Here is a 19,858-nt window from a genome sequence, read left to right as displayed (position 1 = left end):
GTCTGAGAAAGCAGCCATTTTTCGTGTTGCAAATAATCAGGTATAATCCAGTTCTGCAAGATAGATAAATTTCTTCATCTCCTCTGTCAGAAATTTGCTTTTGTGATACAGCAATTGCCGATACATGGTGATCTGGATATCATTTACATGAAGAATTGCCAGACGGTCATCTTCAACTTCTTTTTGCACAGCAAAATATGGAAGAAGAGAGATACCATCATTCTGCTCCAGCATATGAATGATGAATTCTGTATTACTGATTTCCAGATGTGGGTGCAAATCCAGGCACTTCTGGGCAAGTGCCTGATCAAATGCCTGTCGATAATTGGCATCTTTCTCAGTCAGAAAGAAAGGCTTATCCAACAGTTCTGCAATCAAAAATTCTTTGTCTGATACAAAAGCTGCGTGGGAAGAGCAGACAAATATCATGTCTTCCGGGATTTCCATAACCTTGATCCAGTCTTTGGTCCATCGGGGAGTATCTAGTATGTAGATGAGATCCAGTTCATTTTGTTCCATCTGTGAGATCAGTTCCTCCGGAGAGGCTGTGACGATCCGTAATTCCACTTTCGGATAATGCTCACGGAAATAATGAATAATGGAAGGAAGCTTGGAAAAACAAAGGGATTCGATAGTCCCGATCCGCAAAGGATTCTTCAGTTCTGCTGTCTCTGACTCCATAGAACATTTGGCTTTTTCAACATCATATAAAATCGTGTTGGCACATTCCAGAAATTCCTGTCCTTGGGAAGTTAGAAGAATTTTTTTCCCCATCCGGTCAAATAATCGGGTATTTAATTCTTTTTCCAGCATTCGGATCTGTACTGTGACAGCAGACTGTGAGTATCCAAGATGCTCTGCGGCTTTTGAAAAACTTTGAAATTTTGCCACCTGGATAAAGGTGTTAAGCTGACGAAATTCCATGGATGATTCCTCTCTTATTATGAAAATAATTCAATATATACATTAAAACTATGAATTTGATTCGTGTATAATCCAATGATATAATTTATCAGTCGATACGTCAATGTTAAGTTGAAACATGGGGCGTGAATAATTATCGGAGGGGATATACTAATGAAAGAAAAGAAGAAACTCGGCCTTGTGCCAAAATTGATCATTGCCATTATTCTTGGTATTCTGATCGGACAGTTCCTGCCGGAGGAAATCTGCAGGATTGTTGTAACTTTATCAGGATTATTCAGCAGCTTCCTGAAATTCGTCATTCCACTGATGATCCTGGCTTATGTAACTATGGGAATCGCAGATCTGTCTCAGGGGGCAGGAAAACTTCTGCTGATCACCGTAGCACTTGCATATGGTTCTACACTGATTGCAGGTACTGCATCGTTCCTGGTATCTATCAATCTGTTTCCAAGCTTCATGAGTGCAGATGCTCTGGATCAGATCGCTGCAACTGCAGATGCATCTTTAAGCCCGTACTTTTCTATTTCTCTGCAGGCAATCCTGGATACGCTGTCTGCGGTAGCACTGGCATTTATCCTGGGACTTTGTCTGTCTTCCATGAGAGGAAAACAGATTGGAAACAGTCTGTACAATGGTATGGCTGAGTTCTCCAAGATTATCGACAAAGTACTCCATACAGTCATTATTCCGCTGCTTCCGCTGTACATCTGCGGAACCTTCGTAGATATGACCAAATCTGGTAAGACCTTTGCAATCTTAAGTATTTTGTGGAAGGTATTCCTGGTAGTAATTGTTATGCATCTGATCTGTATTCTGATTCAGTTTGTGATCGCCGGAGCAGTGAGCAAAAAGAATCCGTTTGAGCTGATCAAAAATCAGGTTCCTGGATATACCACCGCTCTTGGAACGCAGTCTTCTGCTGCAACTATTCCGGTCAATCTGGAATGTGCAAAGAATGATGGAGTCTGTGAGCAGATCCGTAACTTTGTAGTACCGCTTTGCGCAAATATCCATATGGCAGGATCTATGATCACCATCACAGCCTGTGCGACTGCTGTATGTCTGATGAACCAGCTGCCGATCAGTCTGGGAACAGTTATCCCATTTATCATGACGCTTGGTGTGGCAATGGTAGCTTCTCCGGGAGCACCGGGTGGATCCATTATGACTGCATTGCCGTTCCTGTATATGATCTTCGGTGCAGAAGCAGGAGATCCGGACGGAGCCATCTGCGCAATCATGGTAGCTCTTTACATTACTCAGGATTCCTTTGGAACAGCCTGCAATGTATCAGGTGATAATGCCATTGGTGTGATCGTAAATACCATTTACGAGAGATTCATTAAAAAGGAGGCATAGGATGTCTTTTATCAGCGTGTTTGATGTATTAGGTCCGAATATGATCGGACCGTCAAGTTCACATACAGCCGGAGCTGCCAGAATTGCTTATCTGGCTCAGAAGATGATCAACGGACCACTGGTCCGTGTGGACTTTACTCTGTATGGTTCTTTTGCCAGGACTTATCGCGGTCATGGAACAGACCGCGCACTTCTGGGTGGCATCATGGGATTTGATACAGATGACATGCGGATCCGTGATTCTTTCCGAATTGCAGAAGAGAAGGGAATCGCCTTTTGTTTTGTTCCGAATGAAGAAGAGACAGATGTGCATCCAAATACCGTAGATATTCATATGGTAAATGCAGCAGGTCAGGAGATGACTGTCCGAGGAGAATCCCTAGGTGGAGGAAAAGCAAGAATCTCCAGAATCAATGGTGTAGATGTGGATTTTACCGGCGAATACAGTGCTGTGATCGTGATCCAAAAGGACCGGCCTGGTGTAGTTGCTCATGTTACAAAGGTTTTAAGTGATCGTGGAGTCAACATTGCATTTATGCGTCTGTTCCGAAAAGCAAAAGGTGAGATCGCCTATACGATCGTGGAATCTGATGGCAGACTGCCGGAGGATGTGGCACAGAAACTGGAAGATAATGAAAATGTACAGAATGTCATGATCATACAGCCATAGGAGGACAGCAAGAATGGATTTCAGAAATGCAAAAGAACTGCTTGAGCTTTGCAGGCAGACAGATCTGTCAATCTCAGAGATTATGCGTCAGCGTGAAATCGAGCAAGGAGAGACAACAGGCGAAGAAGCGGACTGTCGTATGGCAAAAGCATATGAGATCATGCAGCAGTCCGCCAGAACACCGGTAAATACACCGGGTCGGTCTATGGGAGGCCTGATTGGCGGTGAGGCAAAAAGATTGTCCGAACATCAGAAGTCTGGAAAGAGCATGTGTGGTTCTCTGCTTGGCAAGGCGATGATGTATGCTATGGCAGTTCTTGAGACCAATTCGTCTATGGGACTGATCGTGGCGGCTCCAACAGCTGGATCTGCAGGAATTGTTCCTGGCTTAATGATCGCTATGCAGGAGGAATATGGATTCACGGATGAGCAGATGATCCAGGCACTGTATAATGCAGGTGCTATTGGTTATCTTGCCATGCGAAATGCTACTGTAGCAGGCGCTGTAGGTGGTTGTCAGGCTGAGGTGGGAGTTGCATCAGCCATGGCAGCATCGGCAGCAGCAGAGCTGCTGGGAGCGTCTCCTAAGAGTTGTCTGGATGCGGCATCCACAGTTCTTATGAATATGCTGGGACTGGTCTGCGATCCGGTTGGAGGTCTGGTGGAATATCCTTGTCAGAACAGAAATGCTGCCGGAGTGGCCAATGCACTGATCGCAGCAGAGATGTCCCTGTCAGGAATCGTACAGCGGATTCCACTGGATGAGATGATCGATGTGATGTACAGTGTCGGGAAACGTCTTCCAGTGGAACTTCGGGAGACTGCTCTTGGTGGCTGTGCGACAGCACCATCAGTCTGTAATGCCTGTCTGGGATGCAAATAACAGACAAAATATGCCAAATTATGGAAATATATGAAATTTTACCTTGCAGAATCTCTTGTTATACTGTATAATCTGCTATGGTAAAGCAAAGAAGCACAGAAGACTATCTTTTCTGTGCTTTTTTCTTGAAAAAACATTTGGAGGTGCAAACACATGGTCATTGGTATTTTAAAGGATATCAAAAAAGGTGAAAACCGAGTAATTGCCACACCGGGAGAGGTAGCAACTCTGATTGGTGATGGAAATACAGTCAAAGTACAGAAAGGAGCCGGAGAAAAAGCAGGATTTGAAGATCAGGCTTATGCAGAGGCCGGAGCTGTACTGGTAGATACCGCTGAAGAGATTTACGGTACCTGTGAATTTGTAACTAAAGTAAAAGAATTTGAACCGTCTGAGTTTGATCTGCTCAGAGAAGGTCAGATTGTATTTACCTGCATCCATCCGGCAGCACATCCGGAAGAGGTACAGGCACTTCTTGATAAGAAAGTCATCGCATTTACCGCAGAGGACTCCCATCGTTATGGTTCTCCGAACTGCGAGGCAGCTGGTAAGCAGGGTGCTCTGTTTGGTCTTGAGTCCATGCTGACCATCAATGGAGGAAAAGGTAAATTCGTCAGCGGTCTTGGCGGAGCTCCGGGTATGAAAGTCCTGATCCTTGGCGGCGGTGTTGTCGGACAGGCTGCTTTGTCTGTTCTTCGTGCACTGGGAGCATGGTGTACCGTTATGGATATCAATATCGGAACACTTCGTTCCTTAAGCAGACAGTATCAGGAGCAGGTCAACACCATGATCTCTACAAAGGAGAACATTGCAAAGCTGCTCCCGGAGACCGATATGGTTCTGAACTGTGTAAAATGGCCAAAAGGATGCAAAGATTATCTGATCGATCGTTCCATGCTGAAACTGATGGAAAAAGGATCTGTTATTGTAGATATCAGTAATGACGAGCAGGGTGCGATTGAGTCCTTCCATGAGACAACTCATGAGAACCCGCGTTATATTGAAGAAGGCATTGTACATTTCTGTGTCAGCAATATTCCGGGAGCAATTGCAAACTCCGCATCGATTGCATACGCTGCATCTGTACTGCCGCATTTCCGCAGCATTGCTAAGAATGGCGTTGCTGAAGCATGTGCAAGAGACGGTTTCTTAAGAAGAAGTATGACTACTTATAAAGGATATCTGACTCATGAGGAGACCAGCGCATTGCAGAATCGCCCGTGGATCCGCCCGGAAGAAATCCTTGAGATTGCAGATCGTCAGCTTGATCAGGCACCACATGCAACCGTTACCCGCTCTGCAAATCTGATCCATTTAAAATAAGCCTGGATCCATATGAGGGAAAAGTTTAGAAATACATAGGAGGACTTACATTACATGGAAGCAGAAATCATCAACATGGGGGTCATCTCCATCATTCCTGCCTTAATTGCTATCGTACTTTCATTTGCAACCAGAAATACAATCGTTTCACTGGTAGTTGCATGCATCGTAGGTACGCTGCTGTCTGGTCAGGGACTTTTAGGGTTCCCTACCCTTTTAAAAACAAGCCTTGGAACCACCAGTTTTTCCTGGGTCATGCTGTTGAATACTTTTATCGCTATCATCGTTGCATATTTTCAGAAGACCGGAGCAATCCAGAGCTTCTCTCAGATGATCCACGATAAGAATTTAAGCCGCCGTGGAGCACAGCTCATGGCATGGGTTCTTGGAATCTTTGTATATTTCAGTGATTCCTTCAGCCCGCTGTTCGTTGGTTCTACCATGAGAAGCATCACTGATAAAGCAAGAATCTCCCGTGAGAAGCTGGCTTATATCGCAGACTCCACATCCGCACCGGTCAGCGTACTGGTACCGATCACCGGATGGGCTGCATATTTGAGCGGACTGGCAGTTGGCATCGGCTGCATCGTAACAGAAGAGGACGGTTCCGCCCTGTTCCTGAAAGCAATTCCATATAACTTCTATGCAATTCTTGCTGTTATTATGGTAGGTCTGATTGGTTCCGGAATCATCAAAGACTTTGGACCTATGAAGAAAGCAGAAGAGCGTGCCATGAATGAAGGAAAAGTACTCCGTGACGGAGCTGTTCCGCTGATCGGTAAAGAGCTGACGGAGATGAAACCATATGAAGGTATCAAACCACGGATATTCCTGAACTTCCTGCTGCCAGTGTTGATGATCATCAGCATCGCGCTGGGAACCTATATCACTCTTGGTTCTGCAAAGACTATGGAAGCATTCCTGTTTGTTATCATTTTCATGAGTATCAGCATGCTGCTCCAGGGTATTCCGTTCCAGGAGATCATGAATACTCTTACCCAGGGTATTAAAGGTGCAGTTCCTGCAGTTACTCTGCTGGCACTGGCATATTCCATCAATGCTTTAAGTAAAGATATGGGAACTGCAAACTATATCGTATCCTTAAGTGAGAGCTTCCTGACACCGGCTATGCTTCCGGCAATTATCTTCATCATCTCCGCAATCATGGCATTTGCAACTGGATCCTCCTGGGGAACTTTTGCGATCTGTATGCCGATCGCACTGCCGCTGGCATTTACCTTTACTGGCGGGGAGCTTGGAACACTGGTATACGCATGCTTCGGTGCAGTAGCAGGCGGCGGTGTATTCGGAGACCATTGTTCTCCATTGTCGGACACGACAGTTCTTTCCTCAACTGGATCGGCATCCGACCATATTGATCATGTACAGACACAGCTTCCATACGCACTTTGCTGTGGAACACTGGCAGTAATCCTGTATCTGGTCATCGGATTTGCATTTGTATAAAATAAATACAATTAGATAGTACATATTAAGAGCAAAGCAGAAAAGTTTGGCAACTTGACGAAAATAATCGAATTACCTGTTGTAAAATGTGCAGGTTGATATATAATGTAAACGTATTAATTATATATCAACCATTGGGAGGTGTTGGTTATGTTAAGCTTCATTATCTGTTTTGCTCTTTTGATTGGAGGGTATTTTGTCTATGGTAAGATCGTTGAGAATACGTTTGCACCGGACGACAGAGAGACACCTGCAGTCAGGATCAATGACGGAGTCGACTATGTGGTTATGCCACAGTGGAAGCTGTTTCTGGTACAGCTTCTGAACATCGCAGGTTTGGGACCGATTTTTGGTGCCATGCAGGGTGCCCTCTGGGGACCGGTCGTATTCCTGTGGATCACCTTTGGTACCATCTTTGCAGGTGGTGTACATGATTATTTCTCAGGTATGCTTTCTGAAAGAAATAATGGCGCATCTATTTCTGAGGTATGTGGTATCTATCTTGGAGGTGCGATGAAGAACATCATGCGAGTATTCAGTGTTGTCCTTCTGGTTATGGTAGGTACAGTGTTTGCAGTAGGACCGGCTGGACTGATTGTGACTTTGTTGAAAAACAAAGGAATCACAGGTACATTTGCAAGTGCAGAGGTATGGCTGTGGATTATTCTGGCTTATTACTTTATTGCAACTTTTATTTCTATTGATAAGATCATTGGACGGATCTATCCGCTGTTTGGTATTTGTCTGATCGTTATGGCGGTTGGTGTTATCTTTGGTATCTTTACCAACTCTGCATACACCATTCCGGAGATTTGGACTCATTTCACAAATATGCATCCGGATGGAAAACCGATCTGGAGCTTCATGTTTATTACTGTTGCCTGCGGTGCGATTTCCGGATTCCATTCCACACAGTCGCCGTTGATGGCACGTTGTATGAAGTCTGAGAAACAGGGACACTTTGTATTCTATGGTGCTATGGTAGCTGAAGGTGTGATTGCTCTGATCTGGGCAGCAGCTGGATGTGCTGTATACGAAGCAACTGGCGGTCTGAGCACCGGATTAAGTGAGATCCTTGCAAATGGACAGTCCGCAGCAATCTATGATGTGTGCATTAAGACCATGGGTTCTGTTGGTGTGGCTCTGGCCATGATCGGTGTTATTGTCTGCCCGATTACTTCTGGTGATACTGCATTCAGAAGTGCCCGTCTGGTACTGGCAGACTGGTTCAAGATCGATCAGAACCAGATCCAGAAGAGACTGATGCTCTGCGTACCGCTGCTGGCAGTTGGTGCATTTGTAGGCCATCTGGATTATGCAATCGTATGGAGATACTTCAGCTGGACCAACCAGACGCTGGCTATGATCGTTCTGTGGACCGCAAGTATGTATCTGTTCCGTGAGAAGAAGAATTACTGGATCACTGCAGTACCGGCAACATTCATGAGTGCCGTATCTATGACCTATTTCTTCTGCGCATCTGAGTGCCTGAATCAGTCTACAACGATCGCATACCCGGCAGGTATTATCCTGGCAGCAGTTTTCCTTGGAATCTTTATCCATGCGACAAAGAAACCTATGAAAGCAGCAGCTTAAGGGAAAGAATGAGAATTACATATAAGAAATGACGATTGGGGGCAAAGAAATTTGCCCCCAAAATAGTAAAAAGAGTGTGAGGATACAATGATGAGACCACAAAGACTGGGACAGATAGTTATTCCAGATGATGAACTGGCACAGGATAAAAAAACATGTAGAAGATTTGGTCCATGCGGAGTGGGACGGAAGGCAATCTACCTGAACAGCTTTTATATTGATCGAAGATTCTATGTGTCCATGGATTCTGTGACAAGAATTTTTAAAAGGATCGCCATGAGTAAAGGTGGTTTTACCGGAAAAGGAGTCTTTGGTTCTCTTCCGTATCTGGTAGTTGAATACGATGATGGAAAGCAGAAGCAGTGCAACTTCAAACATGAAGAAGATGTAGATCGTCTGCTTGCTTATGTGGAGACGCATTTTCCTAGGATTCCATTGCACAGTGTGGAGGCAGAGCGAAAACTGGCGGAAAAAGAAAAGCGTCTGGCGGAGAAATACAAAGGTCTGATTCTGTCTGAAGATGCAGAAGCGACTGTAAAGTCATTGGAGAAAGCGAAGAAATATCTGGAAAAAGAACCAGAGCTGTGCCTCGAACTGAGTCAGTCTGCGAAACAGAAACGAATCTATGAACAGAGCAACCCTGCGTATAAGTGGGTGGCCCTTGCAATCACGTTGCTGGGAGCCGGAGCATTGATCTATGGAATCTTCGCATTGATTACCCATGCCGGTTTTGGAATGTATTTCCTTCTGTTTGGTCTGGCAGCTATTTTCCTGTTTGCTGGCGCAAATGTATTGCCTACAGCCAAGAATAACAGGACAGCCATTGAAAAGCGCAGAGAAAATGCTGTACATACGATGGAAGATTACATACAGAAATCTTCAGACTTCCCGCTTCCTGCTTGTTATGCACATCCGGTCGTGATAAAGTGGATGCAGGATATTGTGAGAACTGGCCGTGCACAGACAGCAGAGGAAGCACTTCAGCTATTAAAGGAAGATCTTCAGAAGCTGAATGCCAGTGTAACAGTTGAACAGGAAGAATATGATGAGATCATCGTGATCAAACCACTGTTTTTGGTAATGAATTATGAATAAGCTATTGCTAAGCCCATCGGATTTTGTTCGATGGGTTTTCATATATGATGAAATATTATTGAAAAAAAGTCTCATCAGTGTTAAAGTTAATCCGAACAAACTGAAAATAAATCTCAATTATTAATACCAAATGAGGAGACGGTGAAGAATGACACTGAGAGAATTACAACCAGGAAAGACAGCAACGATACTCTCTGTAGGAGGAGAAGGTGCATTAAGGCAGCATCTTCTTGATATGGGACTGATTCAGGGAACAGAAGTGACCGTTGTAAAATATGCACCTATGGGAGACCCGGTAGAGTTACGGATCCATGGATATGAACTGACGATTCGGTTGGATGATGCAGATAAAATTATGATCAGCAAACCACATGAAGCAAAATGGCATCCGGAATGTAAGCCTTTCAAAGATCCAGAAGCTCATCCAGGCTACGGTGAAGGTGGAAAATATCATAATAAGGAAGAAGAACATGAACTTCCGGCAGGAACTACACTGACCTTTGCGCTGGCAGGAAATCAGAACTGTGGAAAGACGACATTATTCAATCAGCTCACAGGATCTAATCAGCATGTGGGCAATTTCCCAGGTGTGACAGTAGACCGAAAAGATGGTGTGATCAAAGGTCATCCGGAGACACTGATCACAGATCTTCCCGGAATCTATTCCATGTCTCCGTACAGCAGTGAGGAGATTGTAACCAGAGAGTTTGTACTGAGAGATAAACCAAAGGGAATCATCAACATTGTGGATGCAACCAATATGGAGCGAAATCTCTATCTGACCATGCAGCTGATGGAATTAAATATTCCCATGGTTGTGGCATTAAACATGATGGATGAGGTACGGGCAAATGGTGGCTCAGTTCGAATCAATGAAATGGAATCTTTCTTAGGGCTGCCGGTCATTCCTATCTCTGCTGCAAAAGGAGAAGGAATCGAGGAACTGGTGGAGCATGCAGTCCATGTGGCAAAATATCAGGAATGTCCTGAAGTTACAGATTTTTGTGATGAAGAGGATCAGAATGGAGGTGTGCATCGATGTCTCCATGCAATCATGCATCTGATTGAAGATCATGCAGAAAAAGCTGGTATTTCTGTTCGTTTTGCATCAAGCAAACTGGCAGAAAATGACCAAGGCATGATGGAACTTCTGAATCTAAGTCAGAATGAGAAGGAGATGCTTGAGCATATTATCTGTCAGATGGAGGAAGAGACGGGACTGGATCGCAATTCTGCCATTGCAGATATGCGGTTTCGGTATATTGAAAAAGTATGCGAAGCGGCAGTCATCCGTCCTCATGAAAGCAAAGAACGGCTCCGCAGTAAGCAGATCGACAGAGTCCTTACCGGCAAATATACCGGAATTCCGGCATTTATTGCTATTATGGGTATAGTCTTTTTTCTGACCTTCAATGTTGTTGGTGCGGGACTGCAAAGCCTGTTAGAGCTCGGAATTGGAAAGCTGACAGAAGTTACTGCTCAGGCAATGGAGACGTTCCATGTAAATGAAGTGTTACAGTCTCTTGTTATCGATGGTATTTTCCATGGGGTTGGAAGTGTGTTAAGTTTCCTGCCAATCATCGTTACATTGTTTTTCTTCCTGTCCATGTTGGAAGACAGTGGATATATGGCAAGAGTCGCATTTATTATGGATAAGTTACTCCGAAAGATGGGACTGTCAGGCAGAAGTATTGTGCCGCTTCTGATCGGTTTTGGATGTACGGTACCAGGTGTTATGGCAAGTCGTACACTTCCGTCAGAGCGTGACCGTAAGATGACGATCCTGCTCACACCATTTATGAGCTGCTCTGCAAAGCTTCCGATCTACGCATTTTTTGCAGCTGCATTTTTCCCAAGATATGGAGCGCTGGTTATGATCGGTCTGTACCTGTTCGGCATTCTTATGGGAATTGGAACGGCTTTTGTATTCCGTAAGACGCTGTTCAAAGGAGAACCGGTTCCATTTGTCATGGAGCTGCCAAACTATCGGATGCCGGGGGCAAAAAATGTCGGACACTTGCTGTGGGATAAAGCCAAAGATTTTCTACATCGTGCCTTTACAGTGATTTTTATTGCAACCATTATGATTTGGTTTTTGCAGAGCTTTGATCTGCATCTGAATATGGTTACAGACTCTCAGAACAGCATACTGGCTGCAGTGGCAGGTGTGATCGCACCGTTATTTGTTCCGGTAGGATTTGGTGACTGGAGGATCTCTACTGCACTGATCACTGGATTTATGGCAAAGGAGAGCGTAGTATCTACATTGACTGTTCTCTTTGGAACGACGACTGCCCTGTCCGGACTGTTGAGTCCGCTGGATGCCATGGCTTTGCTTGTGTTCTGCCTTCTCTATACACCGTGTGTGGCAGCCATTGCTTCTGTAAAGAGGGAGCTTGGAGGCAGATGGGCATGTGGAGTGGTGATCGGTCAGTGCTTGATCGCATGGCTGGCAGCATTTGTGGTACACCTGATCGGAACATTTTTCTAAAAATTTTTCTGAATATGAAACTTTTTGGATACATGAATTGTCTAATATATAGAAACATTGAAAATACTGTATTGCAGACATATAGACCGAAGAGCGACATACGAGGAGGAATGAAAGGTGATTCAGACTTTATTGGATGCCATCCACAGACAGCAGATTGAGCAATACGAAGACGAGAAGGTATACGAGCTCGACTGCAGGAATCCAAAAGCGGAAGATTCTGATGTGCTGCTGGTGACACTTGCAGCAGAGTTTTTAGGTTTACAGAAAACGATTGAGCTTGCACTTGCGTGTCATGCAAAAGTGGTATCTCTGATCCTGTGGGATCCAAAGAACGAACGGACAATTCCCAGCGGCGGCCATTGGCCAAGAGCCTATCGGACGATCCTGCCGGAACAGGCCGTTATGGAATTTCAGGCCAGTGACATGGATCTGATTTATATGAGAAATCCGCAGGACGAGGATGGTAACCGCCTGATTCGTCTTGATTTTCAGACAATGTATGCATAAGTGACACCGTATTTGTTTACATAGGTTTTACAAAATTTTACATAGATTTGGTAGTTCAAAAAGTGAAAAGTATTGTATATTGAGGATGTCCAAAATCCCTTATCAAATCTTAACGAGGCCGGTGCGAGAGCATCGGCTTTGTTAGTTCTCGGATTTTTACGGAGAAAGTGTCGCTCTTATAAAATGTTTTCAGGGTGGTAGATCTGACGGAAGCAGTCAGAGCAATCGTACTTGAAAAAGACGAATAAAAAATAGTATTGAAGTTCCTCACTATCTGGTGGTATGATTAAAAAGTTGTTGTGCAGTGCACAACCTTACCAAAGATAGTGAGGTTCATTTTTTATGAAAACAAAAGCTTTCAAAGCGGCCTTGCCCTATACATTGCCCATCTGTGTGGGATTTTTGTTCCTGGGTATGTCGTATGGATTTTTAATGAGGAGCAAAGGATTCTCTGTAGGGTATCCGCTGTTTATGAGTATGTTCATCTTTGCAGGCTCCATGGAATTTGTGACAGTCAATCTGCTGTTGTCAGCCTTTCATCCCCTATCAGCCTTTCTGCTGGCATTGATGGTCAATGCCAGGCACTTGTTCTATGGAATCTCCATGCTGGATAAATATGAGCATACAGGCTGGAAGAAGTTTTATCTGATCTATGGAATGTGTGACGAGTCCTTCAGTATCAACTGTACAGTCACCCCACCGGAAGATGTGGACAAAGGATGGTTCATGTTTTTTGTTACATTTTTGAATCATCTATACTGGGTCTGTGGAGCTACTGCAGGCGCACTGTTGGGTTATGTGATCCATTTTGATACGACGGGGATTGAATTCGTCATGACCGCATTGTTCGTTGTTATGTTCATGGGACAGTGGGAAGAGCATCCAGACCACAGACCTGCCCTGATCGGACTGGTGATTCCAATCGTCTGTCTGTTTGTCTTTGGCAGCCAGAATTTTATTATTCCGTCTATGGCACTGATTATTGTATGCTTTATGGCACTGAAAAAATACCTGCAGCCGGAGGTGAAAGAGTGATGACGACTACACAGAGTATTATTACGATTGTTGCCGTTGTACTGGGAACCATGGTGACCAGATTCCTGCCATTTCTGATTTTTCCGGAAGGAAAGACACCGCCTGCCTATATTCAGTATCTGGGAAAGGTGCTTCCCTATGCAGTGATCGGTCTTCTCGTTATTTATTGCCTGAAGGATGTGCCAGCCAGCTCCACCTATGGATTGCCGGAAGCCATTGCGATCCTGTTTATCATGGTACTGCATAAATGGAAGAAAAATACCTTGTTATCCATCGGCGGAGGGACTATACTGTATATGATTCTTGTGCAGATGGTATTTTAAAAGGAGGATGATACAATGGAAGAGATTTTTGAAGAGTATGTAACATTTCATGTAACAGCCAGTGACGGATCAGACGTGGAGATGGCTGTGGTTGATGAGTTTGATTTTGAGGACAAGCACTATGTGGTAGGTGCAGTTGTCACAGATGATACCATTGATGATGAAGGAAGATATATTTATGAGAGTATCATGGATGGGGACGATTTCACGGTAAAGAAGATTGCGAAAGAGTTTGATTATAGACGGATCGCACAGGCTTATGTAGATATGGATGAGGACGAAGAGTAAGATTTTTAAGTGTCTTCCAATAACAATGGTTCGATTTGCGTGACCAAAGTTTGCGGAAGACACTTTTTCGTAATCTTCAAATTTTTTGTATGGTATGTAAGCTGCGTATACAAAGGACTATTCATAGGTTTTTTGAAGATAGCATATATTTTTCCAGGTGGTTTTGGAATAATAACTCGAATATCTTCGCTCAAAACACTATTGGGTAAATAAAAGTTTTCTTTTTCAATTAAACCAAGGCATGCAGTAGTAGTGCCGGTTACTTTTTCTGTATAAAGGTCTAAATGAGGACCAATATAATTTCCTATCATCCTTGCTTTGGTATCAATATTCATAATTGCATCAAGTATTTTTAATTTTAATATCGTTGTATGATTATTTTTAAAAATAAAATCTCGTTCACTTAATCGATTATTTAACGCAAAACGATAGAAATCGTTGGCACTTAATCCATTTCGAGGGATTACTCCAGTGAAATGTAAAAAATTATAAGAACGGAATTTTACTTCCATATAATTGGAATGATTGTTTTCATCGCGATATACAAAAACGATCTGATAACCATCTAAACGTTTTTTGTAAATATTAGCACACTTACTGATAATGCGGACTGCTTCTGATTTGCTCATGAGAGGGGGATCCTTAATGTGAAATAATTATAGAAATTTAAAAGGAAGGTTCATTCACCGTAGCAGATGATACCTTCCTTTAGTGACTGATTTTACCGTTGTCCGTCAACTGATCGGCACCCGAAGTCCGATAAGAAACACTGGTTTTACCGTTGCCAGTCAACTGTCCGGCACCCGAAGTCCGGAAAGAAAGTCGGATTTTATGTGTCAGCCCACATGATAAGCATATAGCCCATCTACTATTTACAGTATATACAGCCTTCAGAAAATATGCAATAAGTTTAGAAAAATTTAATTTAAATCTCCGCTTTCTCAACGATGGTTTCAAGAATGTATTCCGCTTTGATAGGCTGGAATCTTGTCATATGCGGTGTTTCCAGGTGCTTTTTCTGATGTTCAGCAGTGAGCCATTCCTCAACCAGAAGGATGATGTCAGGATTAGATTCATCCAGATAGTAGTGGTAGCGGACGATACCGTCTTCCTTCAGTACTTCTTCCAGAATCCCGGATTCTGACATGGTCTTAAGAAAAGCATCACGCATGCCAGATTTTAATTTGTAGGTTACAAGGATCAGTAGATGTTTCATATTAAAATCTCCTCCAGATCATTATTTTGCTTTTTTACAATTTACAACATAGATTCCCACACAGACGAGAACCAGTGCAATCAGACTTCCCAGATTGAAGGCCTGTCGGACCTCGCCAAGAACCAGTGCAGACAACATCACACTGCACAGAGGGTTTACGAAACCGAAGATTGCTACCTTTGATACCGGGTTATAGGTGAGCAGGACGGACCATAAGGTGTAGGCGACAGCAGATACCAGAGCAAGATACAGAATCAGAAGGCTGCTTGCAAAGGTTATATGCTCTAAGTGTCCGTCCATTAGTATGCCGGTCACAAATAGAAGAATTCCTCCCATAGTAAACTGGGTACCGCTTAAGACAACGGAGGAGATTTTTTTAGAATAAATGCTGATCAGAACGGTTGACATTCCATAGGACAGCTGAGAGATCAGTACAAAGCCTTCACCGGTCAGAGTAAATCCCATATCCATGGAATTTCCCATCAGATTGATGATCACAACTCCTGCAAATCCAAGAATACAACCGATCAGCTTAGGGACGGTCATTTTTTCTTTCCGGAAAAGCAGGCAGGAAAATAAGATTGCTATAAAATTTCCAAGACCTGTGATAATGCCGCCTTTGACTCCGGATGTATGTGCCACACCGATATAAAAGAAGAAATACTGGACAAATGTCTGAGCCAGGCAGACCGGAACTGCACAGGTCAGAGTCTGCCGGTCCGGAAGCATGGCCTTTTTCTCTTTGAGTGATGTAAACAGAAGGACCAGAAGTCCTGCCAGAGTAAAGCGGACACCTGCGAAGACGATCTGACTGGCAGTGTCAGCAGAGTCCACCTGCAAAAGGCGATAACCGGTTTTGATGGTTGGAATAGCACTGCCCCACAAAATACAGCAGACACAGGCGAGGGAAGCAACGACCCATGTCCGGGTTAAGATAGATTGCTTAGGTTCCATAGTAGTTCTCACTTTCTTATAGTGCTTTTTCATAGCACAAGTATGGCTGATTATAAAGATTACATTCGCCAACGATCTGAAAATCAAGGGCATCATAGGAACGGATCGCTTTGATGTTATATTTATTTACCAGGAAATGAACGCTCAAATAACCACGGTTACGTAAGACATCCATGCCATGCTTGAGCATTTCTCTGGCAATTCCCTGATTCTGGCAGTCTATTGCCACGGCGAGACGGGACAGTTCACCGCCTGGCTGCAGAGAAGTGCTCCAACAGGGAAGTGCTTCTACATTAGCATCCAGATCAATGGAAATAGCTGCGATGATACGGCCCGCTTTATTTTTCATTACAAAAAGGGAGTCCCTTGACAGATCAAAATCAATTTCTTTTTCCGTAGGATAGAATTCTGTCCAGGGACAGAACTCACGGCCAAGCTGAGATTTATACAAAGCCAGGATTTCCTCTTTTTCACTGGCAGTTCCATGCATGATGTAATTCATGTTTTTTCCTCACTTTTACTACATATTTTCAGTTGAAAATGGTCTTTGGCTATTGCCTCAGATTATTGATAGTTACAATATAACACAGATGGTTCACAAGGACAAAGCTTTTATGATGAAACAGGCATATTGCAAGTCGGAATCTTGTTGGGTATAATAGAAAAAAATAATAAGAATCGGAGAATGACGATGGAACATACAGATCATATCAGCCAGGACGAAGGGTTGCGTGGAAATGAAAAAATAGAAGAAGCAATTGCTGCACTTCAACAGGAGTTATCTGCAGATATGTTAGCTCATACACTGACCGTTGTCCGTCGACGGATGCGGGAGCAGGGACAGTTTATACTGGCACTGGAGACACCTGGAGCTGATGAACAGTTGAAGGTACGTGCAGTGAAGACGGAAGATGGGAAACTATGGTGGGCTGCCTTTACCAGCTTTGAGGAGGAACTGAAAGGCGGAGGAAGCGTTATGTCCACCTTCCTCACCGGGATTCATCCACTATTTGAGTCCGCACTGAAAACAGAGGGAATTGAGGGTGTGATCATCAATCCATGGAACCGTACCCTGATGCTTGACAAGAATCTGATTCAGATCGTGCTGGGACAGCCAAAAGGAGATTCATGATGAAGAAAAGATTAGAAAACCCGATGCTTCTGGTCATTGATATGCAGAATGTGTATGGAAAAGGCCAGGCATGGGAGTGTAAGCGATTCGAGGAAGCGGATCGGAACATTCGCATATTGTTGGATCATGTGACCAGGGAAGAGGTACTATTTACAAAGTATACGGCAGCTGTGCAGCCGGTTGGAGTCTGGAAGGATTATAACCGGGAAAATGCAGCAGTGAACGCAGATCCATGGCTCAATGATCTGGTGTCAGATCTGAAGCCATATACGGATCGATATCCAGTTTATGAAAAATCTACGTATTCTTCACTGGAAAATGCTTTGATCCGGGAAAAGGTAAAGGAAAAATCCTGTGTGATCGTGACTGGTGTGGTAGCGGAATGTTGTGTACTGTCAACTGTTATGAGTCTGATTGACATGGGTATCTATGTGATCTATCTGAAAGATGCAGTTGCTGGTATCGATGAGACTACAGAAGAGGCAGCCATCAAAGTACTGGAGGGATTGAGCCCGCTGCATCTTAAGATCATGACAACCGAAGATTATAGAAAAATGAAAGAAGGAAATGAAAATGAGTAATATTTTGATCGCATATTTTTCAAGAGCAGGAGAAAATTATTTTGGTGGTGAAATCAGACCGGTTTCCATTGGAAATACAAAAATCTGTGCAGAGCTGTTAAAAGAGAGTCTGGATGCTGATGCTTTTGAGATAGAGATGAAGGCACCCTATTCTGATAACTATCGGGAATGTGTGGCACAGGCAAGAGAAGATCTACAGAAAAACCATTTACCAGAATTAAAGACCATGCCGGAAAGCATTGCAGATTATGATGTGGTGATTCTTGGGTATCCTAATTATTGTTCCACCATTCCGATGCCTGTGGCAACATTTTTAGATGCGTATGATTTTTCTGGAAAGAAGATCCTGCCGTTCTGTACAAATGAGGGTAGTGGAATGGGTGTCAGCGAAGCAGATATTAAAAAATATGCACCAGGAGCGGATGTGGAAGAGGGGCTTTCTGTCAATGGAAGCAAAGCCCGCGAGTCGAAAAAGCTTCTGGAAGACTGGGTAAAGAAATTACTTGGTTAGAGGTCAGTTATGAGTGAAGCAACAAAAGCAAAAGAGATGGATATGCTGAATGGAAAGCTGGCAGGCAAGCTGATTCTGTTTGCGATTCCACTGGCATTCAGTAGTATTCTTCAGCAGTTATTTAATTCCGCAGATGTGGCAGTGGTTGGCAGATTTGCAGGAAGCAATGCGTTAGCGGCCGTTGGAAGCTGTGTGGCACTGGTTGGTATCTTTGTAAATCTGATCGTAGGTCTGGCAGTGGGACCTAATGCGGCGCTTGCAAATCTGATCGGACAGAATAAAAGGGAAAAGATCAGCGGTATGTTACATACGATCCTGGCTTTTGGTGCAGTTCTTGGAATTGTATTGATGGGAGTCGGTATGCTCACCGCCAGAACGGTGCTCGAGGCATCGGGAACACCGGAGAGCGTTATGACAGATGCACTGTTATACATCCGGATCTATTTCCTGGGACTTCCCTTTATGGTGATCTACAACTTTGGAGCAGCGATTCTCAGAAGCTATGGGGATACAAGGAGACCATTGTATTATCTGATCATCTCTGGAACTTTGAATGTAATCCTGAACCTGCTGCTGGTGATCGAATTTCATCTGGGTGTAGCCGGTGTTGCCATTGCAACAACTATTTCCAATATGGTCAGTACGGTTATGGTTATCTCTTGTCTGCATCGGAAGCGGGATGAATTCCGGTTTGAGTTTCATAAGATGCGGATCGAGTGGAAAGATCTGAAGCGTGTGCTGATGATCGGTATTCCGGCTGGTATCCAGGGAGCAATTTTCTCTGTTTCCAATGTATTTATCCAGAGTGGAATCAACTCTTTTGGCGAGGATGCCATTGCAGGTTCTTCCCTGGCGCTGAACTTTGAATATTTTACATATGATATTGCAAATGCATTTGCTCAGGCGGCCGTTACATTTACCAGCCAGAACTTTGGTGCAGGCAATCTGAAGCGTTGTAAGAAGATCTTCTGGCTGTGTCTGGCATTTGGCTTTGGCTTTACGGAGATCTTAAGCATTATCTTCATGATCTGGGATGATTTCTTTGTAAGCATCTACACCGTCAGCGAGGCAGTTGCAGTATACGGCCTGATCCGTATGCATCATGTATGCTCACTGGAAGGACTGACGGCAACCTATGAGGTAGAAAGCGCAGCTCTGCGAGGCATGGACAAGTCGCTGGAACCATCCATTATCACGATCCTTGGAACCGTTGTATTCCGACTGATCTGGCTGGTGACAGTATTTAGGATGTTCCCGACATATGGCATGCTGATGAATGTATACGTGGTATCGTGGATCCTGACCGGTGGTGCGATCTTTGTTGTATATGTGCTTTATATGAGGAAACTGGAACGGCAGATATAATGGAAACCATCAAATTAATGGCAAACTTAGTGGAAAAACCATCATTTTGATGGTATCAGACTGTAGACAAAGCCCCGCTTTTGCGGGGTTTTGCTATTGTTAGAACCGCTTTTCTGATATAATGATGTCAGA

At 43.8% G+C, this 19,858-nt stretch carries 21 protein-coding genes; 16 read left to right on the top strand and 5 right to left on the bottom strand.

Features of this window, described 5'->3' with window-relative positions; all coding sequences use genetic code 11:
• Positions 1 to 36 precede the first annotated feature (36 nt).
• Entirely contained in the window at positions 37 to 924 is an 888-nt protein-coding gene (locus WMO62_RS07500; RefSeq protein ID WP_349144280.1) for a LysR family transcriptional regulator, read from the bottom strand.
• Positions 925 to 1,077: 153 nt separating this feature from the next.
• Here WMO62_RS07500 and WMO62_RS07495 point away from each other — a divergent pair, with 153 nt between their 5' ends.
• The 12 genes from WMO62_RS07495 to WMO62_RS07440 all read left to right on the top strand — a co-directional run bounded on the left by WMO62_RS07495 (position 1,078) and on the right by WMO62_RS07440 (position 13,967).
• Entirely contained in the window at positions 1,078 to 2,286 is a 1,209-nt protein-coding gene (locus tag WMO62_RS07495) for a dicarboxylate/amino acid:cation symporter (RefSeq protein WP_117496090.1), read from the top strand.
• 1 nt (position 2,287) lies between these two features.
• Entirely contained in the window at positions 2,288 to 2,956 is a 669-nt protein-coding gene (gene sdaAB / locus WMO62_RS07490; RefSeq protein ID WP_349144279.1) for an L-serine ammonia-lyase, iron-sulfur-dependent subunit beta, read from the top strand.
• A gap of 13 nt (positions 2,957 to 2,969) precedes the next feature.
• A complete protein-coding gene (sdaAA, locus tag WMO62_RS07485) occupies positions 2,970 to 3,839 on the top strand; it encodes an L-serine ammonia-lyase, iron-sulfur-dependent, subunit alpha (protein ID WP_349144278.1) in 870 nt (289 codons plus the stop codon).
• Between the two features lie 153 nt (positions 3,840 to 3,992).
• Positions 3,993 to 5,162, top strand: a complete 1,170-nt coding sequence (locus tag WMO62_RS07480; protein WP_349144277.1) for an alanine dehydrogenase — start codon at positions 3,993 to 3,995, stop codon at positions 5,160 to 5,162.
• A gap of 54 nt (positions 5,163 to 5,216) precedes the next feature.
• Positions 5,217 to 6,629: a Na+/H+ antiporter NhaC family protein gene (locus WMO62_RS07475; RefSeq protein WP_349144276.1), complete on the top strand. Its 1,413-nt coding sequence runs from the start codon at positions 5,217 to 5,219 to the stop codon at positions 6,627 to 6,629.
• A gap of 150 nt (positions 6,630 to 6,779) precedes the next feature.
• On the top strand, positions 6,780 to 8,225 hold the full coding sequence (locus tag WMO62_RS07470) for a carbon starvation CstA family protein (protein WP_349144275.1): 1,446 nt from the start codon (positions 6,780 to 6,782) through the stop codon (positions 8,223 to 8,225).
• Between the two features lie 87 nt (positions 8,226 to 8,312).
• Positions 8,313 to 9,320, top strand: a complete 1,008-nt coding sequence (locus WMO62_RS07465) for an ATPase P (protein WP_349144274.1) — start codon at positions 8,313 to 8,315, stop codon at positions 9,318 to 9,320.
• A gap of 148 nt (positions 9,321 to 9,468) precedes the next feature.
• Complete coding sequence (feoB, locus tag WMO62_RS07460) at positions 9,469 to 11,811, top strand: ferrous iron transport protein B (RefSeq protein WP_349144273.1); 2,343 nt, start codon at positions 9,469 to 9,471, stop codon at positions 11,809 to 11,811.
• A gap of 117 nt (positions 11,812 to 11,928) precedes the next feature.
• Entirely contained in the window at positions 11,929 to 12,321 is a 393-nt protein-coding gene (locus WMO62_RS07455) for a hypothetical protein (protein ID WP_147600645.1), read from the top strand.
• A 342-nt stretch (positions 12,322 to 12,663) separates the two neighbouring features.
• Positions 12,664 to 13,356, top strand: coding sequence for an AzlC family ABC transporter permease (locus WMO62_RS07450; RefSeq protein WP_349144272.1), 693 nt, complete (start codon positions 12,664 to 12,666; stop codon positions 13,354 to 13,356).
• Positions 13,356 to 13,679 carry a branched-chain amino acid transporter permease gene (locus tag WMO62_RS07445; RefSeq protein ID WP_117496081.1) on the top strand — a complete coding sequence of 108 codons (324 nt, stop codon included), beginning with the start codon at positions 13,356 to 13,358 and terminating at the stop codon, positions 13,677 to 13,679. The genes WMO62_RS07450 and WMO62_RS07445 overlap by 1 nt, the downstream gene beginning before the upstream one ends.
• A gap of 15 nt (positions 13,680 to 13,694) precedes the next feature.
• Entirely contained in the window at positions 13,695 to 13,967 is a 273-nt protein-coding gene (locus WMO62_RS07440; protein ID WP_117496080.1) for a DUF1292 domain-containing protein, read from the top strand.
• Positions 13,968 to 13,972: 5 nt separating this feature from the next.
• Here the strand turns inward: WMO62_RS07440 and WMO62_RS07435 are convergent, their stop codons facing one another.
• The 4 genes from WMO62_RS07435 to WMO62_RS07420 all read right to left on the bottom strand — a co-directional run bounded on the left by WMO62_RS07435 (position 13,973) and on the right by WMO62_RS07420 (position 16,639).
• Positions 13,973 to 14,596: a PBECR4 domain-containing protein gene (locus WMO62_RS07435; protein WP_349144271.1), complete on the bottom strand. Its 624-nt coding sequence runs from the start codon at positions 14,594 to 14,596 to the stop codon at positions 13,973 to 13,975.
• 296 nt (positions 14,597 to 14,892) lie between these two features.
• On the bottom strand, positions 14,893 to 15,183 hold the full coding sequence (locus WMO62_RS07430) for a putative quinol monooxygenase (protein WP_349144270.1): 291 nt from the start codon (positions 15,181 to 15,183) through the stop codon (positions 14,893 to 14,895).
• A gap of 21 nt (positions 15,184 to 15,204) precedes the next feature.
• Entirely contained in the window at positions 15,205 to 16,137 is a 933-nt protein-coding gene (locus WMO62_RS07425) for a DMT family transporter (protein WP_349144269.1), read from the bottom strand.
• 16 nt (positions 16,138 to 16,153) lie between these two features.
• Positions 16,154 to 16,639, bottom strand: coding sequence for a GNAT family N-acetyltransferase (locus WMO62_RS07420; RefSeq protein ID WP_349144268.1), 486 nt, complete (start codon positions 16,637 to 16,639; stop codon positions 16,154 to 16,156).
• Between the two features lie 189 nt (positions 16,640 to 16,828).
• Between WMO62_RS07420 and WMO62_RS07415 the strand changes: the two genes are divergently transcribed.
• From WMO62_RS07415 to WMO62_RS07400, 4 genes are read left to right on the top strand one after another with little or no spacing between them, the layout of a single operon-like run.
• Positions 16,829 to 17,269, top strand: a complete 441-nt coding sequence (locus WMO62_RS07415; RefSeq protein WP_349144267.1) for an SseB family protein — start codon at positions 16,829 to 16,831, stop codon at positions 17,267 to 17,269.
• Positions 17,269 to 17,850: a cysteine hydrolase family protein gene (locus WMO62_RS07410; RefSeq protein ID WP_349144266.1), complete on the top strand. Its 582-nt coding sequence runs from the start codon at positions 17,269 to 17,271 to the stop codon at positions 17,848 to 17,850. The genes WMO62_RS07415 and WMO62_RS07410 overlap by 1 nt, the downstream gene beginning before the upstream one ends.
• A complete protein-coding gene (locus WMO62_RS07405) occupies positions 17,843 to 18,361 on the top strand; it encodes a flavodoxin (RefSeq protein WP_349144265.1) in 519 nt (172 codons plus the stop codon). The genes WMO62_RS07410 and WMO62_RS07405 overlap by 8 nt, the downstream gene beginning before the upstream one ends.
• Before the next feature lie 9 nt (positions 18,362 to 18,370).
• Positions 18,371 to 19,726 (top strand): MATE family efflux transporter, encoded by a 1,356-nt coding sequence (locus WMO62_RS07400; protein WP_349144264.1) that lies wholly within the window; start codon positions 18,371 to 18,373, stop codon positions 19,724 to 19,726.
• The last annotated feature ends 132 nt before the right edge of the window (positions 19,727 to 19,858 follow it).

It is taken from the genome of Hominiventricola aquisgranensis (assembly GCF_040096225.1).
GTDB lineage: Bacteria > Bacillota > Clostridia > Lachnospirales > Lachnospiraceae > Hominiventricola > Hominiventricola aquisgranensis.
The sequence above is the reverse complement of the archived record's forward strand: the minus strand, read 5'-3'. Positions and strand labels throughout refer to the sequence as shown.